This window comes from Paraburkholderia sp. BL10I2N1 (genome assembly GCF_004361815.1).
In the GTDB taxonomy this organism is placed as follows: Bacteria; Pseudomonadota; Gammaproteobacteria; order Burkholderiales; family Burkholderiaceae; genus Paraburkholderia.
In genome coordinates, this window is record NZ_SNWA01000002.1 from 359791 (window position 1) to 379519 (window position 19729).

15 protein-coding genes and 1 pseudogene are annotated in these 19729 nt (G+C 61.0%); 8 read left to right on the forward strand and 8 right to left on the reverse strand.

What is annotated here, in order from left to right:
- Positions 1-376: 376 nt before the first annotated feature.
- From B0G77_RS23595 to B0G77_RS23610, 4 genes and pseudogenes are all read right to left on the reverse strand, one after another.
- Positions 377-1066: a nitroreductase gene (locus B0G77_RS23595; RefSeq protein ID WP_133664505.1), complete on the reverse strand. Its 690-nt coding sequence runs from the start codon at positions 1064-1066 to the stop codon at positions 377-379.
- A 72-nt stretch (positions 1067-1138) separates the two neighbouring features.
- Positions 1139-3076, reverse strand: coding sequence for an AMP-binding protein (locus tag B0G77_RS23600; RefSeq protein ID WP_133664506.1), 1938 nt, complete (start codon positions 3074-3076; stop codon positions 1139-1141).
- A 135-nt stretch (positions 3077-3211) separates the two neighbouring features.
- Positions 3212-3577, reverse strand: a pseudogene (locus B0G77_RS23605) (DUF6537 domain-containing protein); the annotation flags it as partial.
- Between the two features lie 43 nt (positions 3578-3620).
- Entirely contained in the window at positions 3621-4799 is a 1179-nt protein-coding gene (locus tag B0G77_RS23610; RefSeq protein WP_208116484.1) for an acyl-CoA dehydrogenase family protein, read from the reverse strand.
- A 209-nt stretch (positions 4800-5008) separates the two neighbouring features.
- On the opposite strand from B0G77_RS23610, the gene B0G77_RS23615 reads away from it, so the two are divergent.
- From B0G77_RS23615 to B0G77_RS23640, 6 genes are read left to right on the forward strand one after another with little or no spacing between them, the layout of a single operon-like run.
- Positions 5009-6076, forward strand: a complete 1068-nt coding sequence (locus B0G77_RS23615) for a CaiB/BaiF CoA-transferase family protein (protein ID WP_133664508.1) — start codon at positions 5009-5011, stop codon at positions 6074-6076.
- A 4-nt stretch (positions 6077-6080) separates the two neighbouring features.
- A complete protein-coding gene (locus B0G77_RS23620) occupies positions 6081-6737 on the forward strand; it encodes a TetR/AcrR family transcriptional regulator (protein WP_133664509.1) in 657 nt (218 codons plus the stop codon).
- A 51-nt stretch (positions 6738-6788) separates the two neighbouring features.
- Entirely contained in the window at positions 6789-8381 is a 1593-nt protein-coding gene (locus B0G77_RS23625; RefSeq protein WP_133664510.1) for a carboxyl transferase domain-containing protein, read from the forward strand.
- A gap of 4 nt (positions 8382-8385) precedes the next feature.
- A complete protein-coding gene (locus tag B0G77_RS23630; protein WP_133664511.1) occupies positions 8386-10383 on the forward strand; it encodes a biotin carboxylase N-terminal domain-containing protein in 1998 nt (665 codons plus the stop codon).
- Positions 10384-10393: 10 nt separating this feature from the next.
- Positions 10394-10858, forward strand: coding sequence for a MaoC family dehydratase (locus B0G77_RS23635; RefSeq protein ID WP_133664512.1), 465 nt, complete (start codon positions 10394-10396; stop codon positions 10856-10858).
- Positions 10855-11712, forward strand: a complete 858-nt coding sequence (locus B0G77_RS23640) for a CoA ester lyase (protein ID WP_166656259.1) — start codon at positions 10855-10857, stop codon at positions 11710-11712. Before B0G77_RS23635 ends, B0G77_RS23640 begins: the two co-directional genes overlap by 4 nt.
- Before the next feature lie 308 nt (positions 11713-12020).
- Here B0G77_RS23640 and B0G77_RS23645 read toward each other — a convergent pair whose 3' ends face one another.
- Positions 12021-12461 carry a hypothetical protein gene (locus tag B0G77_RS23645; protein ID WP_133660518.1) on the reverse strand — a complete coding sequence of 147 codons (441 nt, stop codon included), beginning with the start codon at positions 12459-12461 and terminating at the stop codon, positions 12021-12023.
- A gap of 1079 nt (positions 12462-13540) precedes the next feature.
- On the opposite strand from B0G77_RS23645, the gene B0G77_RS23650 reads away from it, so the two are divergent.
- On the forward strand, positions 13541-15238 hold the full coding sequence (locus tag B0G77_RS23650; protein ID WP_133664514.1) for a sialidase family protein: 1698 nt from the start codon (positions 13541-13543) through the stop codon (positions 15236-15238).
- Between the two features lie 400 nt (positions 15239-15638).
- Positions 15639-16901, forward strand: coding sequence for an IS110 family transposase (locus B0G77_RS23655; RefSeq protein ID WP_133660721.1), 1263 nt, complete (start codon positions 15639-15641; stop codon positions 16899-16901).
- A gap of 387 nt (positions 16902-17288) precedes the next feature.
- Here the strand turns inward: B0G77_RS23655 and B0G77_RS23660 are convergent, their stop codons facing one another.
- The 3 genes from B0G77_RS23660 to B0G77_RS23670 all read right to left on the reverse strand — a co-directional run bounded on the left by B0G77_RS23660 (position 17289) and on the right by B0G77_RS23670 (position 19580).
- Positions 17289-18374 (reverse strand): IS630 family transposase, encoded by a 1086-nt coding sequence (locus B0G77_RS23660; protein WP_133664515.1) that lies wholly within the window; start codon positions 18372-18374, stop codon positions 17289-17291.
- Positions 18375-18442: 68 nt separating this feature from the next.
- Entirely contained in the window at positions 18443-18739 is a 297-nt protein-coding gene (locus B0G77_RS23665; RefSeq protein WP_208116485.1) for a hypothetical protein, read from the reverse strand.
- Between the two features lie 16 nt (positions 18740-18755).
- On the reverse strand, positions 18756-19580 hold the full coding sequence (locus tag B0G77_RS23670) for a CHAD domain-containing protein (protein WP_243751185.1): 825 nt from the start codon (positions 19578-19580) through the stop codon (positions 18756-18758).
- Positions 19581-19729: the final 149 nt, after the last annotated feature.

Sequence of the window (19729 nt, forward strand, 5' to 3'; positions counted from 1 at the left end):
AGCCGCCCCTTCAAACCCTATCCGTTTTCGCCGCGTCTCTATGAGGGCGCGGCGCCGCCGCTCGTTTATCGCGCCATTGCCGCACAGTTCACTTCGCGGATGACGGCGCGGGCCTGTTCACTCGCGGCGTAAATCGCTTCTGAGATGATCGCGATGCGGCGTTCGTCACGTTCGTCACGATTCCGCTAACCGCTTCGCCGGCTCGACGTATCAGCCACGAGCCCGGTCCACGGCATCGACTTCGAATCAAGGCCGATGAAAATCTGATCAGGAATGCGATACGTCTGGATAACCTGGATAGAGCACCCGGACTACGGCCGCTATCCCAGGCGACGGCAAACGAAACGATTTGCCTTGGCCACCGCCATGCGGTCCCCTATATCAGCTGCATCACATCGTCGAGAGAAGCGCGGCTTGTTCTGAAACCATTGGCAGGATGATCGGCGTCGGCATAGCCAAATGCGATACCACAAACCATCTTCCGCTCGTCACCGATTCCGAAGTACGACCGAATAAACTTCGCGTGTCGGGCGAGCGCCCCCTGAGGCGTCGTCGCCACGCCGTGCGCCTGTGCTGCCCACATGAATGCGCCGATGAACGCGCCGCAATCGATGCCCGCGTACGCGCCAAGCTCGGCCGACATCGTGACTATCGCCACGTGCGGCGCGCCGAACATTCGGAAATTCTCGAAACTCTGCGCGGCCTGGCGTCCCTTCTCGCTTCGTTCGATTCCCAGCGCGCCGTACAACCTGTAAGCCACTTCGCGCCGGCGTTCCGCATATACACCGCAGTATTGTTCCGGAAACGGAATGTCCGAATCCACTTCAGATGTCCCGCTCGCATGACTCACGAGGGCATCGCGGAACTTTGCAGTGGTATCCGGCGTTGTAACTACAAGGTGCCAGGGCTGAACGTTGCACCAGGACGCGCATCTTCCCGCCAAAGTCACGATGCTCTCGATGACTTCGCGCGGTACCGACGTGTCCTGATAAGCCCGGCACGTGAACCGCCCTGCCGACAGACGCTGCAGAACCTCCACGTCACGGTTAATAGATTGCGTAGTCATCCGACACCACTCCTGTCAGAAGAAATAACCCACCGGCCAGCGCCTCGCCGGCGTCAGGCATCCGGACCATCGCTATCGCTTGGCGTCCTTGCGCACTGCTTCAAGCACTACATCGAGCGAAGCCGGATCTTCGAGCCCGGTCAAATCGCCCTCGATTGCCCCGGTTTCCACTGCCTCGCGCAGCAATCGTCGCATGATCTTCCCTGCCCGTGTCTTCGGCAAAGCCGTCACGACATAGACAGAGCCAAGGCGCGCGAACGTTCCCACTGCCCGCTCCGCTGCGGCGGACACTGCGGCCAAAGCATCGCTGGAATCGACACCCTGCTTCAGGGTGACGAAGGCTACGGGAAGCGTGCCTCGTAGGGCATCGTTCACCCCGACGACCGCCGCTTCGACGACACCTTCGCAGCTCGCTACGGCACTTTCAATCTCCATGGTGCTGATCCGATGTGCGGCAACGTTGATGACGTCGTCCGCCCGCCCGAGCACCCAGATCTGGCCGTCGTTGTCCACCACGGCTTCGTCGGAGGTCGCATAGCTTCCCGGGAACCGCTTGAAATAGGACTCGACATAGCGCCCGGGGTCGTCCCAGATGGTTCGGGCCAGTGTGGGAAACGGTTCGGTGAGAACGAGATTGCCGCGCACACCCGCGCCGACGGGTTTGCCGCCGTCATCCACAACTGCGAAGCAATGACCCGGAACCGGACGCCCGCAGCTTCCATGCTTGATCGGGTCGACCCCGTAGACGGGCATCGTCCAGGTCGAGCCCGTCTCGGTCTGTCCGTAAGCGTTCACGACGGGGACGTCCAGCGTGCGGCAGGTCCATTCCGCTGTTGCTGTGTCTAGCGTCTCCCCCTGGGTGGTTACGAGCCTGAGGTCAGGCGGAAGACTATCCCGTATCGCCGCCTCACCGGCTGCCCGCAGCATGCGCAAGCCGGTCGGTGCAACGAGGAGCTTCGTCACGCCATGCCGCTTCGCGATGTCGAGCATGCGCGTCTTGTCGGGAAAGTCGAGTGCCCCCTCGTAGCAGACGAGCGTCAATCCATGTGCGAGGCCGCCAATGACAGCCTGAATCGGGAACGTCAGCCAGCCGACGTCCGCGGCGCACCAGTACACGTCGTCGGGCTGCGGGCCCACCTGCCATTGAACGTTGGCCCAGGTGCCCACCAGAAAGCCGGCCACGCTGTGAACCACCCCCTTCGGCCTGCTCTCCGTGCCCGACGTGAAGATCAGAAAAGCGGGATCGTTAGCCTCCATGGGCTCACATGGACAATGCGAATCCTGTCTTTCGAGAAGCCCGTTCCACTCGATTTCGTTCTGTTCCAATGAAAGCGGATCGCCGGTCCGGTTCACGACAACCGTATGCCTTACATGGACCGATGCGGCACGACCCGCACGCATGTTCTGCAGCAAGGGCACCTTCCGGCCGCGTCTGAGCGCCGCGTCGGCGGTGACGACGACCGCCGCGCGCGATGCCTGAAGGCGCAACGAAATCGCCTCGGACGAGAAACCACTGAAAAGCACGGTATAAATCGCGCCGATGCGGTTGCATGCATGAATCGCAACGAACGCCTCCGGTACGTTGGGCAGGTGAATCGCTACCACGTCACCCCGGCGCACGCCAAGTCCACGCAACGCACTAGCGAAACGCACGACTTGGTCGCGCAGGTCGAGATAGCTGAGGCGTCTGACCGCACCGTCCTCCCCTTCCCAGATCACGGCATCCCGCGTCGAGCTGACGGGATCCTCGGCGTACCGGTCGACGCAGTTGTCCGCGACATTCAACGTACCGCCGACGTAGTAGCGCAGCGAGTCGAAGCCGCCCTTGCGGATCACATCCCACGATCTGCTCCAGCGCATCCTGTCGGCGACCCATCCCCAGTACCTGTCCGACCCTTGTGATTCGATCGCGCGCGCCTCCGTGAGCAGCCTTTGTTGGCTCTCCACTCGCCATTCCGGACGAAGATCCGTCAGGGGTGTCGAGGTGAGTTCGGCAAGAATGTCGGTCATATCGTCTCCAGAGCTTCTGTTCGGTATATGGTCAAACCCGATCCGGCGCGCTGCCCCGGATCGATCTGAATAGTGAGTTACAGGTACCTTCGCGCGGCGACGCGAGCAGATGCCGGACCCCGCTCGCGACAGGCATCAGACCGATGATCGGCTCAAGTCCGAACGTCCGGTTGCCGGCGCAGCGCCTGCATGGCTGATCGCCTCTACAAGTCTCGCTCCCTCCTCGCGGGCAGGTTGCATCGAGTGTTGACGGACATGCCCGTATCCGCGGATTCGATCAGGAAGCTCCAGCAACTTAACGCATGCATCCAGGTTGGTGTCGCCGAGCTCGGCAACGACGTGGTCGGCATACTGTTCGTACAAGTCTATCAACGCAAGCTCGTCGCGCCGCTCCGGCGTTCGCGAGAACGGGTCCAGCACCGTATTGCGCCAGCGACGCCACATGGATAGCGCCCGGAACACGTACAGCATCCCCGCACCGAACTCGCGCTTTAGACTTCGCGAAGCGGAATGTCTAAAGGCCTCATAGGGATAGGAATTGCGTTTAGACCAGACGCTTTGCGATCTCTTCCAGCATCACTTCGGTGGCGCCGCCCCCAATGGACTGCACCCGCGCGTCCCGCGTCATGCGCTCGATGGCCGTCTCCCGGATGAACCCCATCCCGCCGTGGAACTGGAGGCAGTCGTACATCACCTCGTTCACGAGCGTCCCACACAATGCCTTGATCATGGAGACCTCCTTGATCACCTCCTGCCCTTGGGAAACACGCCACGCGGTGTTGTAAAGAAACGTACGGGCAGCTTCTACCTGAGCGCTGCGCATTGCCAACCGGTGACGGATGACCTGCTTGTCCCATAGCGTTGCGCCGAATGCGCGACGCTGTGTGACCCATTCTAGTGCGAGTTCGATCGCCTTCGCGGCTTCTCCGATCGCTTGCGCGCCCAGCACGATGCGTTCGTTCTGAAGGTTTTTGACGAGCGCGTAGAACCCTTTGCTTTCCTCACCGAGCAGATTTTCCGACGGAATTCGACAGTTCTCAAATACAAGCTCCGCGGTGTCGCTCGAAAGCCAGCCGTGTTTCTTGAGCGGTCGCTCGACGCGAAACCCCGGCGCGCCCTTTTCGACGATAAACATCGAGATATCACGGTTACGCCTCGATTCACCGGTCTTGGCCGCGACAAAGAATATGTCGCCGTACACGCCGTTGGTGATGAACATCTTGGAGCCGTTGAGCACCCACTCTTCGCCATCGCGCCGGGCAGTTGTCCGCATGCTCGCCAGGTCCGATCCTGCATCCGCCTCTGTCATCGCAACCGCCGCGATGCGCCGACCGGCAATGATGTCCGGCATATACCGGTCCTGCTGCGCCGCGTTGCCCGCGTGAAAGAGGTGCGGGCTCGCCATATCTGTGTGCACCAGAACCGTAATTGCAAAGCCCCCGTAGGTGGACCGACCCAGCTCCTCTGCGAGGATAGCGGTAGCCAGCGTGTCGAACTCGTTGCCTCCGTGCTTCTCGGCATACCGCATACCCAGCAGCCCCAGCGCCCCCATCTCCCGCAGAACATCGCGAGGCACAAACCCTTGCTCCTCCCATTCGTCGGCATACGGCTTTACCCGCTGGTCGACAAACCGGCGGACGGTTTCGCGAAGCATGTTGTGTTCATCAGTGAAGTACGGCATCGATGCCGTAACGGATAGCTGGAGGGGTTCAGAAGAGTTCATGGCGATTCGCTCAATTAGAATTGTTCCGTAACAGTCGTTATGTTCATTAAAGTTCAGTGATCTCTCCGTGTCGAGGTGGGAGAAACCCCTAGAGCATCTAAATACGTCACATACATCCTTTAAAACCGCTACATGTTTGGCACCTTCGCCTGGCCCTGTGAGTTCTGGATGATCCGGCCGCGTGTCGTCCAACAACGTGCCAAATCCTCTTGCCGACCATAACCCTCGTTATGTACTATTGGCGCAATCGGATATTTAAAGAATTGCAGCATATGAACAATGCCCTTCCTCTAGACGGTGTGAGTGTCGTCGAACTGGCAGCGATCGGACCCGTCCCTTTTACCGGCCGCATGCTGCACCAACTGGGCGCTGAAGTCACGGTGGTCTGCGCCCCACGACATCGCGATCTCGGCATACCTATGTCGGACGATCCGCTGGAGAGTGGCAAACATCGGGTCGTCATTGACCTCAAGACAGCGGCTGGGCGAGACGCCTTGGGAACACTTGTTCGTGAAAGTGACGTGTTGATCGAGGGCTTCCGGCCCGGTACACTCGAAAGGCTGGAATTGGCGCCGGCCTATCTGCATTCCGTGCAGCCCGCACTGGTTATTGGACGCTGCGCCGGTTGGGCTGCCACCGGTGCGCGAGCATCTTCTGCGGGACACGACATCAACTTTCTTGCGCTTGCTGGCATTCTGGGCGCGATCGGACCGAAAGAATGCCCTTCCCCCCCAATCAATCTGCTAGGCGACTTCGGCGGCGGAGGTATGCATCTCGCGCTGGGCGTTGTTGCCGCCCTGTTGCAAGCGAAACGCGACGGCAAGGGAGCCGTCGTGCAGACGAGCATCTTCGGCGCGAGTGTCTCGCTCACCGCGCATCTTCACGGGATGTTGGATTCGGGGCTCTGGATCGATGACAGACAATCGAATCTGCTCGATGGCGGGGCCCCCTTCTATCGCTGCTACAGGACATCCGACGATCACTGGCTCGCGATCGGTGCAATTGAGCCTAAATTCTTTGCTGAGCTAGTGAGCGAGCTCGACGTCGAAGTCGACGCCGCGCGCCAGTATGACCGTTCATACTGGCCAACGTTGACACAGATACTGTCACAACGGATCGCGGCCCGCACGCGGGACGAATGGGATACGGTGTTTGCACAAGGCGATGCGTGCGCCACGCCAGTCCTGACATGGAAGGAGGCACGCTCGCATCGGGATGGCGCCGTGGCGTTTGAGCACAACGCCCCCAAGCCCGCCATAACGTTCCACAGGGAGTAGCAGAATGGCAAAAAAACAGGCTTCCCAGACCAGAACAACGGCAAGAGCATCCGTCAGCGCTGACGATATCGCACCAGCGGAAGGACGGCAGCTGATTCTGGATACTGCAGCACGACTCTTCCGGCACGAAGGGTACGCGAGCACCTCGCTACGCGACATTGCCGCGGAGTGCGGCGTAACAACCGGTAGCATTTACCATCACTTTGGATCAAAGGAAGAAATTGTCACCGAAGTGCTGCGCATTGGCGTGGTGCGTGTGGCCGAAGAAGTGCGGCGTGCTGTCATGTCACTCAATCCCGCAAGCGACGCCCGAACCATCCTGCACGCGGCCGTGTTCGCGCACCTGCACGGCATGCTCGAACTGCAGGACTACACGTCCGCCAACGTGCGCATCTTCGGACAGGTACCGCCTTCGATCCGCGAAAAACATATCGTTGTTCGGGATGCCTATGAGACGTTCTGGCACAAGTTGTTACAACGATGTGCGTCGCAGGGCACCTTTAACCCGGCTCGCGACCTCCGTCTGACGCGCCTGTTTCTCATCAACGCACTGAACGGCTCGCTCGAATGGTACAGACCTGAAATCGCTTCCATCCAAAAACTGACACACGAATTGACCGAGCTATTTCTCGATGGACTCGAGGCAAGATCCAGGCGCTGAGACTTATCGGAACATCACTCTCCCCATTGTCATCCGGACATCTAAACGCATATGAAGTCTCGCATCGATATCCATTCCGATACGTACAAGCAGAATGCAGCGGGGTACGGGAAACTGCTCGATCAGTTGCATGAGCGTCAGAGATGGGCACTCGCAGGTGGCGGCGAAAAGCTCAGTGCGCGGCACATTGAACGCGGCAAGATTCCCGTTCGCGATCGCATCGATCTCCTTCTGGACCCGGGCAGCCCCTTTCTCGAGCTTTCGGCCCTTGCCGCCTGGGGGCTGCACCACAACGACGTGCAGTCCGCCGGCATCGTCACGGGCGTCGGCTCGATCAACGGCGTGACATGCATGATAGTTGCCAATGACGCGACAGTAAAAGGCGGCAGCTTCTTCCCCGAGACCACGCGCAAACATATCCGTGCGCAGGAGATCGCCTGGGAAAACCGCCTGCCGTGCATCTACCTGGTGGATTGCGGCGGCGCGTATCTGCCCGAGCAGGATCGCGTGTTTCCGGACTACGGCCACTTCGGCACGACATTCTTCCACCAGTGCCGCATGAGCGCGGACGGTCTACCACAGCTCTCGGCGGTCTTTGGTGGCTGCACCGCTGGAGGCGCATATATTCCAGCGCTGTCGGACGAATCGGTCATGGTCGATGGAACGGGCCGGATTCATCTCGGTGGCCCCCCCATCGTCAAGGCGGCAATCGGCGAGATAGTCGACGGAGAGACCCTGGGCGGTGCCAGCATGCACGCACGGGTCTCCGGCGTGACCGACTATCTGGCGATGTCGGAGCGGGAAGCGCTCCAGCGTCTGCGAGACATCGTCTCCAATCTGAACTGGCCGGTGCGCGCACACGCGACCCGACTACCCGTCGTGCCCCCGCGCTTCGCTGCGGAGGAAATCGGCGGCATCATCGGCACGGACCTCAAACGGCCTTACGACGTTCGTGAAGTCATCATGCGCATGGTCGACGATAGCGCGCTACAGGAGTTCAAGCCCGAATACGGCGCCACCCTGGTATGTGCTACCGCACACATTCACGGGTACCCGGTCGGTGTCCTGGCCAACAACGGTGTGCTGTTTTCGGAGTCTTCCGTCAAGGGTGCGCATTTCATCGAACTCTGCAGCCAGCGACGCATTCCATTGCTCTTCCTGCAGAACATCCCGGGTTTCATGGTAGGAACCGAGGCGGAGCGCGGTGGCATTGCCAGGCACTCAGCCAAACTGGTCTACGCGATGGCGACTGCTCGCGTGCCGCGCATCACCGTACTGATCGGCGGCAGCTACGGAGCTGGCAACTATGGCATGTGCGGCCGCGGATTCGCCCCCCGGTTCCTGTTCGCCTGGCCCAACAGCCGCGTCTGCACGATGAGCCCCGAAGTGGCGACCACCGTGCTGACCGAACTTCGGCTCGCCTCGCTCAAGGGTGACGCCAGCGAGGAGGAACTCGCGGAACTCAGCGAACGGACGCGACGACAGTTCGAAATGCAGAGCGATCCGTACTACGCGACAGCACGATTGTGGGACGACGGCATCATCGAACCGTCCCAGACGCGTGACGTCCTCGGCATCTGCCTCCAGCTTGCCGACGCAAGTACGCCCCGCTTCGACGGCCCCAGTCCTGTCTACCGGATGTGATTCCATGTTCACCCGACTTTTGATCGCCAATCGTGGCGAAATTGCCTGCCGTGTCGCGCGCACCTGCAGACGCCTTGGTATCGAGGTCGTTGCGGTTTATTCCGATGCCGACGCCTGTGCCCGACATGTGCGCGAGGCGGATATCGCGGTACGGATCGGTGCGCCACCCGCGCGCGACTCGTATCTGAATGTCGAAGCAATCATGAAGGCAGCAGTCGAACACGGTGCGCAGGCCATCCACCCCGGCTACGGCTTCCTCTCGGAAAAGCTCGAACTGATCGATGCCTGTGCCCAGGCCGGGATCGTCTTCGTCGGCCCCCATCGCAATGCCATCGCGAGCATGGGCTCGAAGATCGAAAGCAAGCGCATTGCGCGCGGCGCGGGCGTATCCTGTGTGCCGGGCTACGACGGCGATGATCAGAGCGACGCGCGTCTGTTCGACGAAGGGCATCGCATCGGTTTCCCCCTGCTCATCAAGGCGAGCGCCGGCGGCGGCGGCAAGGGCATGAAGCGGGTCGACGACGCCCCGGCGCTCGCTCGCCAGATCGAGGCGGCGCGCCGCGAAGCACTCGCCGCGTTCGGCGACGACAAGGTGCTGATGGAACGGTATATTCAGCGGCCGCGCCACCTCGAGGTTCAGTTGCTTGGCGATAGGCATGGGGGACTCGTGCATCTGTTCGAGCGCGAATGCTCGATCCAGCGAAACTACCAGAAGATCATCGAGGAGGCGCCGGCCAACCACCTGCCGGACGCGGTGCGCGAAACGCTGTACGGCGCCGCCACTGCACTGGGTCGAAGCATCGGCTACGACTCCACCGGCACTGTCGAATTCGTGCTCGACGCTGACGACGAAGACCGCCCGTATTTCCTCGAGATGAACACCCGACTGCAGGTCGAGCATCCCGTCACGGAATTGACCACCGGCCTCGATCTCGTCGAACAGCAGATCCGCAGCGCGCTGGGAGAACCGCTGACTTTCCGGCAGCAGGATATCAAGCGTCATGGCTGGGCCATCGAAGCGCGAATCAATGCAGAAATTCCCGAGGAGGGATTCGCCGCTTCCTTTGGCCGCGTCCATGGCTACCATGAGCCGGTCATCGAAGGTCTGCGGATCGACAGCGGCATCGACGAACGTAGCGAAATCACGCCGCACTACGACTCGATGCTCGCGAAGGCGATCGCATTCGGCGGCACGCGCGAAGTAGCACGACGCCGCCTGCTCGAAGGCGTGCGGTCGCTGCGTATCGAAGGCGTGCACACCAGTCAGCGCATGCTCGACGAAATTCTCTTGCACCCGTCGTTCGCCGGCGTATTGACGACGCGATTCCTGCTGGACGCTTTCCCGCAAGGTTGGCAGCCGCAGCCGGACGTCCCGGAGGAACAACGAAGTGCCGCGGCCGCCTCATGGGTCGCAGGCCGGATGCAGCCCAGGTCGGACCTTCCGCTTGATCGCCTGGTGGGTTTCAGGCTTGGCAGCGATGCGAACAGTAAAAGACTTGCGCGCTATACGGTGCGAGTTGGCCCGTCCGCCAGCGAGCTGCAAACCATCGCCGTCGAATGCGTCGACGCCGCCAACCTGGCATGCCACCTCGACGGCGCGAGCCGTACATTCGTATGCTGCGCCGACGGCAGTGTCATCGCTGCTTCTGGCAGACGCTACCAGCCGAGCAGGACGGACGCGAAAGAACTCGGGCTGTGGTGCGAAGGCGGATATTCCGCCTGGACCGTCGTACCCGACGTCGCGACCCTCGCCGACGAAGGCGCCGCTTCCAACGGCGGCCGCACGGTCACTGCCGACATGCCGGGCGTGCTGTCCGAGCTTCTCGTAAAGCAGGGTGACAGGGTGGCAGCGGGCACACCCGTGGCCGTGATCGAAGCGATGAAGTTGTTCCATACGCTAGAGGCACCCAGCGAAGGTATTGTCGAAACACTGCCTCTCGCATCGGGCGCGACGGTCAACAAGGGAACGATTCTCGTCACCTTAACCCCCCTTTCAGAGTAAGGAGGCAATGATGGCTGGTCTGTACTTCGAAGAGCTAACCCAGGACAGGGAATTCGAGCACCCGTGGTCGCGCACGGTGACGGAGATGGACAACGTCCTCTTCTCCACCCTCACACTGAATGTCCAGCCGCTACATCTGGACGAGCATTTCTGCCAGAAAACCGAATGGGGACAACGAATCGTCAACAGCCTCTTCACCTTGGGTTTGATGATCGGCATGACCGTCAACGACACGACGCTCGGCACGACGATCGCCAACCTCGGCATGAGCGACGTGACCTTTCCGAAGCCCGTCTTTCACGGCGACACCATCCGGGTCCACACTCGCGTCGTCAGCCGACGCGAGAGCAAATCTCGCCCCGAGGCCGGGATTGTGGAATTTCGGCATACAGCGATCAATCAGCGCAACGAAGTGGTCGCGACATGCACGCGCCAGGCTTTCATGCGCAAACGCCCCGCGCAGGTAAGCGCATGAAACGAACCTGGCTTTTTGTGCCTGCCGACGACGAAGCGAAGGTCGCGAAGGCGCTCGCGAGCAGCGCGGATGCGGTGATCCTCGATCTGGAGGACGGTGTGGGCCGGGCGCCCGGGCGCAAAGCAGGCGCCCGCACCATTCTGACGCGTGTCCTCGAACGGAACGATATCGATCGCACGCGCTGCTACGTCCGCCTCAATGCGCTCGCATCCCACGAAATCGGGCTGGATATTCCGGTCGCCGTGGCGGGAGGAGCAACGGGCGTCGTGCTGCCGAAATGCGAAGGGCCAGCGGACGTTATGCGACTGGCGGAGTTGCTGTCGGAGGCCGAGCAACGCTGCAATCGTGGCAATCCGGCCTCGATCGTCGCCATTGCAACCGAAACCGCCAGAGGAGTCCAGCTACTGCCGACTTTTCTGCACGCACTGCCACGCCTCGAAGCGCTGATGTGGGGCGCGGAAGACCTGTGCAGCGATCTCGGAGGATTCTCGAACCGGGGGCTCGACGGCAGCTACCTGGGTCCGTATGCCACCGCCCGCGATAGCTGCCTCGTGGCGGCCCGCGCCGCCGGCGCACTGGCCATCGACGCCGTTTACACGGCCTTCCGGGACATCGACGGACTCAGACGTGAGAGCGAAATGCATCGCAGTCTTGGGTTCGATGCAAAGGCGGCGATCCACCCGGCACAACTCGACACGATCAAGCAGTCGTTTCGGCCCACGCCCGCCCAGATCGACTGGGCTCTACGACTCATGGAATTTTTCGCGGAAGGCGACGGTGCCAGGGCGCTCGATGGAGCGATGATCGACGAGCCTCACGTCAGGCTCGCGCGGAAGATTCTCGAAAGCCGCTAACAATCCTCTTTTGTCGCGACCGGCCGTGGTAGGCTTTCTCCGCCATGAAGCGGCCCTAGCGGAGCAGGAATCATCACATCCTGCTGAAAAACCGTTGAGCGAGCTCTGTAGAACGAAGAAGTAGAGATTCACAGGGAACATGTAGAGCGTCAATTAGAAAGTCCGCCCGTGTTGCCTCACGAAGGAATGTTACCAGACGGGTTGTTGTCGTTTTCGCTTGGCGGTTTCAAGAGTGCAGCGCTGCAAAAGGTATTCGGCGTTTCGAGCTTAACCTTTGATTGAACCACGCCGCTTTTTTTACTCACTGTTTAGTCATATTGGTGATGTTTGTGATGGCGCTTGCCCGGTCGGTAGCCGCGGGCATAGTCGTCCGCGTACGAGTTGGACCGCGAGATGTTGCCGCCAAGCGCTGAACCCGCGCCGCCGCCCACGGCCGCGCCGACGAGGCCTCCGGCGCGGCCGCCCATGGCATTGCCTGCCGCCGTGCCGGCGCCGCCGCCGAGCGCGCCGCCGACGATGGCGCCTGTGCGCTCCCTGCGGTTTGACGTGACTGCGCCGCCGGCACCGCCGCCGACTGCACCGCCAATGACGGCACCCGTGCTGCCGCCTACTGCGCCACCAACGGCAGCACCGGCCACGCCGCCGAGCGCGCCGCCAAGAGCGTTGTTCATATCGCCGGCCACTGCCGGCAACGACGCCGCAGCGGTGAGCGCTGCAATGGCAACAATCTGGATGATTCTCTTCGACATAAAAAGGCTTTCGTTTTTGGGACGGCGCCGAGTATAACCGGCCCTCCGAAAGGCTGTTGTAACTCGTCGGTTCCACCTCGGTAAGAGGTGTAACAAAATGATCCGGTGGGTTTTTTAGCGAGACGCTGACGGCACCGCGGTATCGGCCTCTCTGCCGGCGTCGAGCCTGGTGTGGCACTGATGGCAGAAGGCGACAGATGTCCGTGATGTCGCGACAAGCATCGATTTGGCGCATTGCGGTCGTTCGCGCCTGCGACTTTCTACGTACCGGACGCGACCAGATAGTGCGTAAGCGCCTCCCATCGCTTGAGGCTATAGTCGTGTGCCATCGCCATCGCCATCGCGACGCGCCGAACATGTTCGGCGGGGGAAAGTCCGTTTCCTGGGTGGAGCAGACGTCCAAACGTCCGTGTGAAGGCGCCGGCCAACGGCCGGAGATGGCCGAACCCGGTCTGACATAGATCGGCCGGCGTGGTCGGGTCGTTGGTCAGCTGCGTCGGTCAGCAGCCGACCCCTTGCCGTCATTCGAGTCTGCGCCACGGCAACGGCTGTTTTCGAAGTCCAGCGGCCACTCGCGGTAGAAAGATACGGTATGTCGCAGCGAACTGCGTAATCACTCTGCGAAGTCGCCTTTGAAAATGCCGGGTCATGATCGATTCCGCCTGCCTGCGCAGCGTGGGCAGGTGAATCTCAATAACGCAAGAGCGGCCATGCGTCTGAGAGCGCGGCCGACACGCCTGTTGATCCACATATAAAGGAATCCTTTATATTGAGCGGCATTTCCCTTGCGTGGGCAACACCGTGTTTCTGCAAGCGCATACATGGTCTGGCCGCTCTTCCGCAAGTCCTATACCACGTCAGTAACGGTGAGGACACCGCGTGATGAACTGGCATCCGTAATGAATTTTTCGCACAAATGCGGCTGCCGCGACCTAGTGTGTTTCTGCAGGTGTATTTCTTGGCGGGCGCCGCCAGTCGTTTTCGCACATGATCGACCGATCACGGTGCGAGAGTCATGGTGCCGGTGACGTACAGCCGGTTGTGCCAAGGCGTTTTATTCATATCGCGAGGGAACAAGAATGAAATTCACTTCCAGACGCTTATCCCGTTTTGTTTCCCAGAGTCTCGCAGGCAGCGGCGTCATCGCGCTCGCGTGCGCGATCGGCCCAGGCGCCCACGCGCAAACGCTTGGTTCGCTCGTCCAGGTGGCGGCGGGCGATCCGTTCAGCGGATGCACTGCCGACCAGGTGCACGCGCAGGAGTCAGCATTCGGGAGCATCCTTTTTCCGGCCACGTCGATCGAGCCATGGATCGCGGCCGATCCGACCACGACCAACATCAGCACGGCTCGCCTCCTCGTCGGCCACCAGCAGGACCGCTGGGACGACGGTGGCTCGCGCGGGCTCGTCGGCGTCGTCTCCACGGATGGAGGCGGCAGCTGGACCAATTCAATTCCGACCGGCGTTACCGAATGCACCGGTGGCAAATTCGGTCGCGCCTCCGATCCCTGGGTAGACTTTGCGCAAGACGGAACGGCCTTCGTCATGTCGCTGGTCCTGGACCCCATGAAGCCGACGACTGCGTTTGGCGCACGAAATAGCGGGATGCTGGTTAGCCGCTCCGTCGACCACGGCACAACGTGGCAAGCTCCGGTTACGCTGACCCGTAACACTTCGCCGCACGTGCTGAATGACAAGAACTCGCTCACCGCCGATCCGACCGCGAACGGTAACGTCTATGCGGTGTGGGATCAGCTGAGCGTTTTCCCGCCAAGCAAGGAGTCCGCTCAGTTGCTCGCGGGAAACGACGGTGTCGACATCGCGCGCAAACTGATTAATTCGACAGTGGGCGCGTCTTCGGTGTGTGCGCCGTTCAAGACGCCGCCGTGCAGGGGCGGTGCCCCGTTCTTCAAGTTCAACTTTACTGGCCCGAGCTTCCTCTCGCGATCCACGGACAATGGCGTGACCTGGAACACGGCCGCCCCGATCTACCAGCCTGGCACGAACAAACAGACGATCGACAACATCGTGCGGGTGTTGCCTGATGGGACCCTGCTCGATTTCTTTACCGCGATCAATGTCACGCCGTCGGGTCTCAGCATCGGCTACATCAAGTCCACGGATAAGGGCGGGAGCTGGAGCGGGCCGGCGTTCGCCAGCGATATTAGCGTGGTCGGAGTGGTCAGTCCCGACAGCGGCCAGCCGTTACGCGACGCCGCCATTCTCTACAGTATCGCTGTGAACCCGGTCACGGGAGCAATCTATCTCGCCTGGCAGGACGATCGCTTTGTGACAGGCACCTGCACTACGCCCACTGGAACAATCCCGATCGACGGGATCGCTTTCAGCGAGTCGGATGACTTCGGGAAAACCTGGTCAAAGCCGGTGATGATCAACAAGACCCCGACCAATGCCACGAATGCGTGCCGACAACAGGCTTTCATCCCGGCGGTGGTCGCGTCGGGGGACGGCAAGACCGTCGTGGTGACCTACTACGACTTTCGTAACGACACGAACACACCCGCCGGCGTCGAGGGCACCGACTATTTCGCGGTCTTCTGCACTACCGGGTGCACGAGCCCTGGCAACTGGGGCAATGAGCAGCGACTGACCACAGCCTCGTTCAACATACTGAACGCTCCGGTGGCACGTGGCCATTTCCTCGGCGATTACATGGGCCTGGCTGCTAGCGGACTCAAGACCGTGTACCCGCTATTCGGCATCGCCACGGCTCCCAACGTGACGGCCGAATATACCCGCCAGATCTCATTGCCGTAAGCACAACGGGCGGCGACTGAATGTCGCCGCCCGGTCCTCCGGGACGCGCCTTTCCTTTATTACACAAGGTCCGACCGCATTTGAATGCCAATCAGCCGTTTCGATGACCGCGCGAGCGGTTTCGTTCTCCGACCCTCTATAGATAGTCCGTCCCGCTTTCATCGATACTGGTGGGGGACTGGCAGCTCGCTGCCAGTCGAGGCGGGACATGCACCCGTGGACTACGAATAACTCGACCCAAACGCCTGGACGATTACCGTTTTAGCTTCGAGTCTACGGGTGCGCCTGCGTCCGATAACGAATACTCAGGGTTCGCCGTCGCACCGGCTCACTATATTGCCTTCGCTGGACGCAAGCATGCATGTCCCTACCGGGTAATCTATCACTTGCGGAGGTTCACATGGCACCGCTATCGAACCAGCAATTCAAGGCTTTCGTCGGCCTCGACTGGGCCGATACCAAACATGACATCTGCCTGCAGCAGGCTGGCGGCGACAGGCGCGAGTTCGACTGCATCCCTCACCAGGTGACACGCATCGATGAATGGGCAAAGGCGTTACATCAGCGCTTTGGTGGTCCGATCGCGGTCGCGCTCGAGCTGGCCACAGGGCCGATCGTCTCTGTGTTGCAGAAACATGCGTTCGTCACTCTATTCCCGATCAACCCTGCAATGCTCGCGAAGTACCGTGAGGCATTCAAGCCGAGCCGGGCCAAGGACGATCCCACCGATGCCGAACTGGCACTCGACCTGCTGCTGCGCCATCCTGAGCGCTTCAGCCCGCTCAGGCCGCAGAGCGCCGGCATGCGCTCCTTGCTGAGCCTGATCGAACAGCGTCGTGAACTGGTCGGCGACAAGACCCGGTTCACCAACCGGCTAACCAACGCACTCAAGCAGTATTATCCTCAAACCCTGGAATGGTTCGACGACATCGACACGGTACTGTTCTGTGATTTCCTGACCCGCTGGCCTACTCTGCCGGCAGCCAGGCGCGCGAACAGAAAGACCCTTGAAACGTTCTTCCATGCGCACAATTGTCGCCGGGCCCAACTGATTGAGGGACGTCTGGAGTCAATCCGCTGCGCTGCATCGCTCACTGATGATCCCGGTATCGTTGCACCTCACCGGTTGCTCGCGCTGATGCTGGTGACGCAACTGCGCACAGCGCTCGCTGCGATTGACGTGTTCGACAGGGAAATCGCGGCAGTCGCACGGGCGCTGCCCGACTTCGACCTGTTTGACAGCTTGCCCGGCGCAGGTCCGCATCTGACACCGCGCCTGCTGGCTGCGTTTGGCGAGCAACGTGAGCGCTTCAAGGGCGCGGATGAACTGCAGAAGTACTCCGGCATCGCGCCGGTCACCGAGCGCAGCGGCAAGAAGTGCTGGGTGCACTGGCGCTGGCAATGCCCGACCTTCCTGCGCCAGACCTTCGTCGAATGGGCGGGCCAGACCATCAACAAATCGTTCTGGGCGGGCGCCTACTACCGGCAACAGCGGGCGAAGGGCAGCTCGTATCAGGCCGCCGTGCGGGCATTGGCGTTCAAGTGGATACGGATCCTCTACCGCTGCTGGCAGACCGGAACGCGGTACGACGAGAGCATCTACCTCAACGCCCTGAGGAAGCGCGGTTCGCCACTCCTCAGGAACCTCGGGCTTCCAGGGTAACCCGTTCCAATCGGCGCGGTTACGCAGTTGGATTCCTGGTCTGTGGCTTTCCTCCGTTTGACGCTCGCGAGTTGTCCACCGCTGGCCGGCGGGTCTCCTGTTATGACCATGACGCTGGCCAGCGGTGGGCAACTCGCCAGGCGGGGCGCATGGGCGCCTGCCCGATCCTTACGAACCGGAGTCTTGGAAACCAACTCTTCCCACTGAAAAACCTTGACTGACGACCTCAGGGCATGAAACGGCCGCTCGCGCTGGTGTGACACCAACGGCTGCTTATGGGGTTCTTCGGACGTCGAATCCTAACCTAACCGAGCCAAATCACCATTTTTGAGTGACCGTGCACGTGAATCACACGACCAGGCGCCTGGCGCACGCTAGTGGTCTGCGTCAAACGGATTGCATCTTATTCAGCTTGGCGCGGGCGCGCGTGACTTTCGCCAGGATGTCGGAAGCTTTAGCGGTCCAGATGAACGGTTTCGGATGACGATTGTGCTTTTCGATGTACTGCTCGATCGTGCTGACCAAATCGGGTACCGAGCGCAAGGCCGCGCGTCGCAACTGGTTCTCTGACAGGTCACGGAAGAAGCGTTCGACCATGTTTAGCCATGAGGCGCTGGTGGGCGTGAAATGCATGTGGAATCGCGGGTGCTTGGCCAGCCACGCCTTCACCTCGGGGTGCTTGTGGGTGGCATAGTTATCAGCGATCAAATGAAGCTCCTTGTCCTTAGGCGTGCTTCGATCGATCCTGCGCAAGAAACTCAGCCACTCCTGATGACGATGTTGTGTCTGGCACTGGCCAATGACACTGCCATCGAGCGTGTTCAGCGCTGCAAACAATGTCGTCACACCATGGCGCTTGTAGTCGTGGGTCATCGTCTGACAGCGACCTCGCTTCAGCGGCAGTCCCGGCTGGGTCCGGTCAAGCGCCTGGATCTGGGACTTCTCATCGCAGCACAAGACCAATGCGTGTTCCGGCGGATCGAGATACAGCCCGACGATGTCTTCCAACTTCTGCGTGAAGTGTTTGTCGTTCGACACCTTGAAGCTCACCACCCGATGCGGCTTGAGCCCGTGCGCCTGCCAGATCCGCCGCACGCTCGCCGCACTTACGCCGGCCGCCGCCGCCATGCTGCGCGTGCTCCAATGCGTCGCGTTGTCCGGACGCTGCTGCGTCGTCAGCGCCACGATGGCCTTGACCTTGCGAGCGGAGATCTTCGGCGTGCGCCCGGGACGCGTCTCATCCCGCTCGATCCCCGTCACACCGTCCGCAATAAAGCGAGCTCGCCAGCGCGCCACTGTGCCGCGCCAGATACCCAGGTCCGCACCGATCTCTTTGTCCGTCTTGCCCTGCGCGGCAAGCAAAATCATCTTCGCACGCTCGGCCAGTCGAACCGCAGTCGTGCGGCCAGCAGCCCACGTCTCTAACTGTTTGCGCTGGGTTTCGCTTAACTCAACTTTCGCCGCGATTCTCATGGATTCTCCCTCCCTGCAAAGGAGACTCGCGAATCGCAATTAAGTTCCATTATTTGTGACGCACTACACTAGCTGCCGATGCCGGCCACTCGCAACTTGCGCAGCCGGGCGGTTTTCTTGTGCTGGTGCTCCTCGATCCGCACCAGCACATTCATAAGGATAGCTAACGTTTCAGGAATGTATGGTCCCTTGTTGAGCATCACGCACTCGGCACGGCTGCCGATCGCCGCGTCGCTGACCTCCGCGCGTGAAGGCATCCCTCCTTTGGCCAGCGAGGTTGTCGCACGCTGGCTGCTCACGGACATCTGTCGGACGCTTGATGCCACAAAGGGCAAGAAGTCGCTCAGGTAGGCATCGACAATCACCCTTCGAGCGCCTGCCTTATCCGTTGCGTAACAATGTTGCTGCGGCGCGCATGCGACGCTTTCGCTCCTTGCGAAACCACGCCAGTGTCTGTTCGGGATCACCCACGGCGTTGAGCAAGTCGACGTTCTCACGCAGCAGCGCCTCGCTTGCGACCACGTCGTTCAACTCGCCCAGGAGCGTCTGGATTCTTTTCAGACGCTTGAGCGTCTTCTGATGCTGCCCACTCAGCACCGGGCCGAATAGCTCAAGGAGATACCGTACTCTCTTGCCCGCTTTTCGGACGTCGTGAATTGCTGTGTAGTCTGACCGTCTGGCCTTGGCCGCCCGGCGGATTCGCCTGGTCAGATCCTTCTCGGACACTGCCACCCGACCGTCACTGAACGCGTGTAACGGCCGGCGCCTTTCCGTTGCCTTCAGTGCTCGCGACGTCTCTGCGAGCACATTGTGAAGCAGCGTCTTCATATCTGCGTTGGAGAGTGTTTCCCTGCTCACTTCAAGCGCACGCTGGCGGGCCTTGGCAAAGTCCGCAGGCACGTCGGCCTTGGACCGCGTCGCCAGCAGTTCGATGAGGATGTCGTAGTCGCGCGTCTTGCCTGCCGCATCGGCCAGGAACTTGAAGAGCGCACGCTGCCGCGTATTTTCTCCCCTATCGAGCAGGGGGCGATACGCCCACCACAGCGAACGCATCCGGCGAAGTGCCACGCGCAACTGATGGAGACCTTCCGCGGAAGGTTCATTGACAATCCCTTCGGCCTGCTTCAGGGCCTCCTGGACCAGCGGCACCGCCAGCCCGGCAAACGCCGTTTCGGCAGTTTCGTCACGAGTTTCGCTTTCGGGCATTTCCCCAGGGTTCATCTGGCCTCCTGGCAGCCAATCTGGCATGCAGGCAGAACGATCTTGAAATCACATTGCAGGCATAGTCAGGATGACGCAACCAGAGTAGTGATCGCGTCGAGGCAGGTCCGATCGGCCGTGCCAGCGGGATAGAT

Coding starts and splice junctions, on each gene's coding strand:
- B0G77_RS23595 (WP_133664505.1), bottom strand. CDS start 1,066: ATGACTACGCAATCTATTAACCGTGACGTGGAGGTTCTGCAGCGTCTG.
- B0G77_RS23600 (WP_133664506.1), bottom strand. CDS start 3,076: ATGACCGACATTCTTGCCGAACTCACCTCGACACCCCTGACGGATCTT.
- B0G77_RS23610 (WP_208116484.1), bottom strand. CDS start 4,799: ATGAACTCTTCTGAACCCCTCCAGCTATCCGTTACGGCATCGATGCCG.
- B0G77_RS23620 (WP_133664509.1), top strand. CDS start 6,081: ATGGCAAAAAAACAGGCTTCCCAGACCAGAACAACGGCAAGAGCATCC.
- B0G77_RS23625 (WP_133664510.1), top strand. CDS start 6,789: ATGAAGTCTCGCATCGATATCCATTCCGATACGTACAAGCAGAATGCA.
- B0G77_RS23630 (WP_133664511.1), top strand. CDS start 8,386: ATGTTCACCCGACTTTTGATCGCCAATCGTGGCGAAATTGCCTGCCGT.
- B0G77_RS23635 (WP_133664512.1), top strand. CDS start 10,394: ATGGCTGGTCTGTACTTCGAAGAGCTAACCCAGGACAGGGAATTCGAG.
- B0G77_RS23640 (WP_166656259.1), top strand. CDS start 10,855: ATGAAACGAACCTGGCTTTTTGTGCCTGCCGACGACGAAGCGAAGGTC.
- B0G77_RS23645 (WP_133660518.1), bottom strand. CDS start 12,461: ATGTCGAAGAGAATCATCCAGATTGTTGCCATTGCAGCGCTCACCGCT.
- B0G77_RS23650 (WP_133664514.1), top strand. CDS start 13,541: ATGAAATTCACTTCCAGACGCTTATCCCGTTTTGTTTCCCAGAGTCTC.
- B0G77_RS23655 (WP_133660721.1), top strand. CDS start 15,639: ATGGCACCGCTATCGAACCAGCAATTCAAGGCTTTCGTCGGCCTCGAC.
- B0G77_RS23660 (WP_133664515.1), bottom strand. CDS start 18,374: ATGAGAATCGCGGCGAAAGTTGAGTTAAGCGAAACCCAGCGCAAACAG.
- B0G77_RS23670 (WP_243751185.1), bottom strand. CDS start 19,580: ATGCCCGAAAGCGAAACTCGTGACGAAACTGCCGAAACGGCGTTTGCC.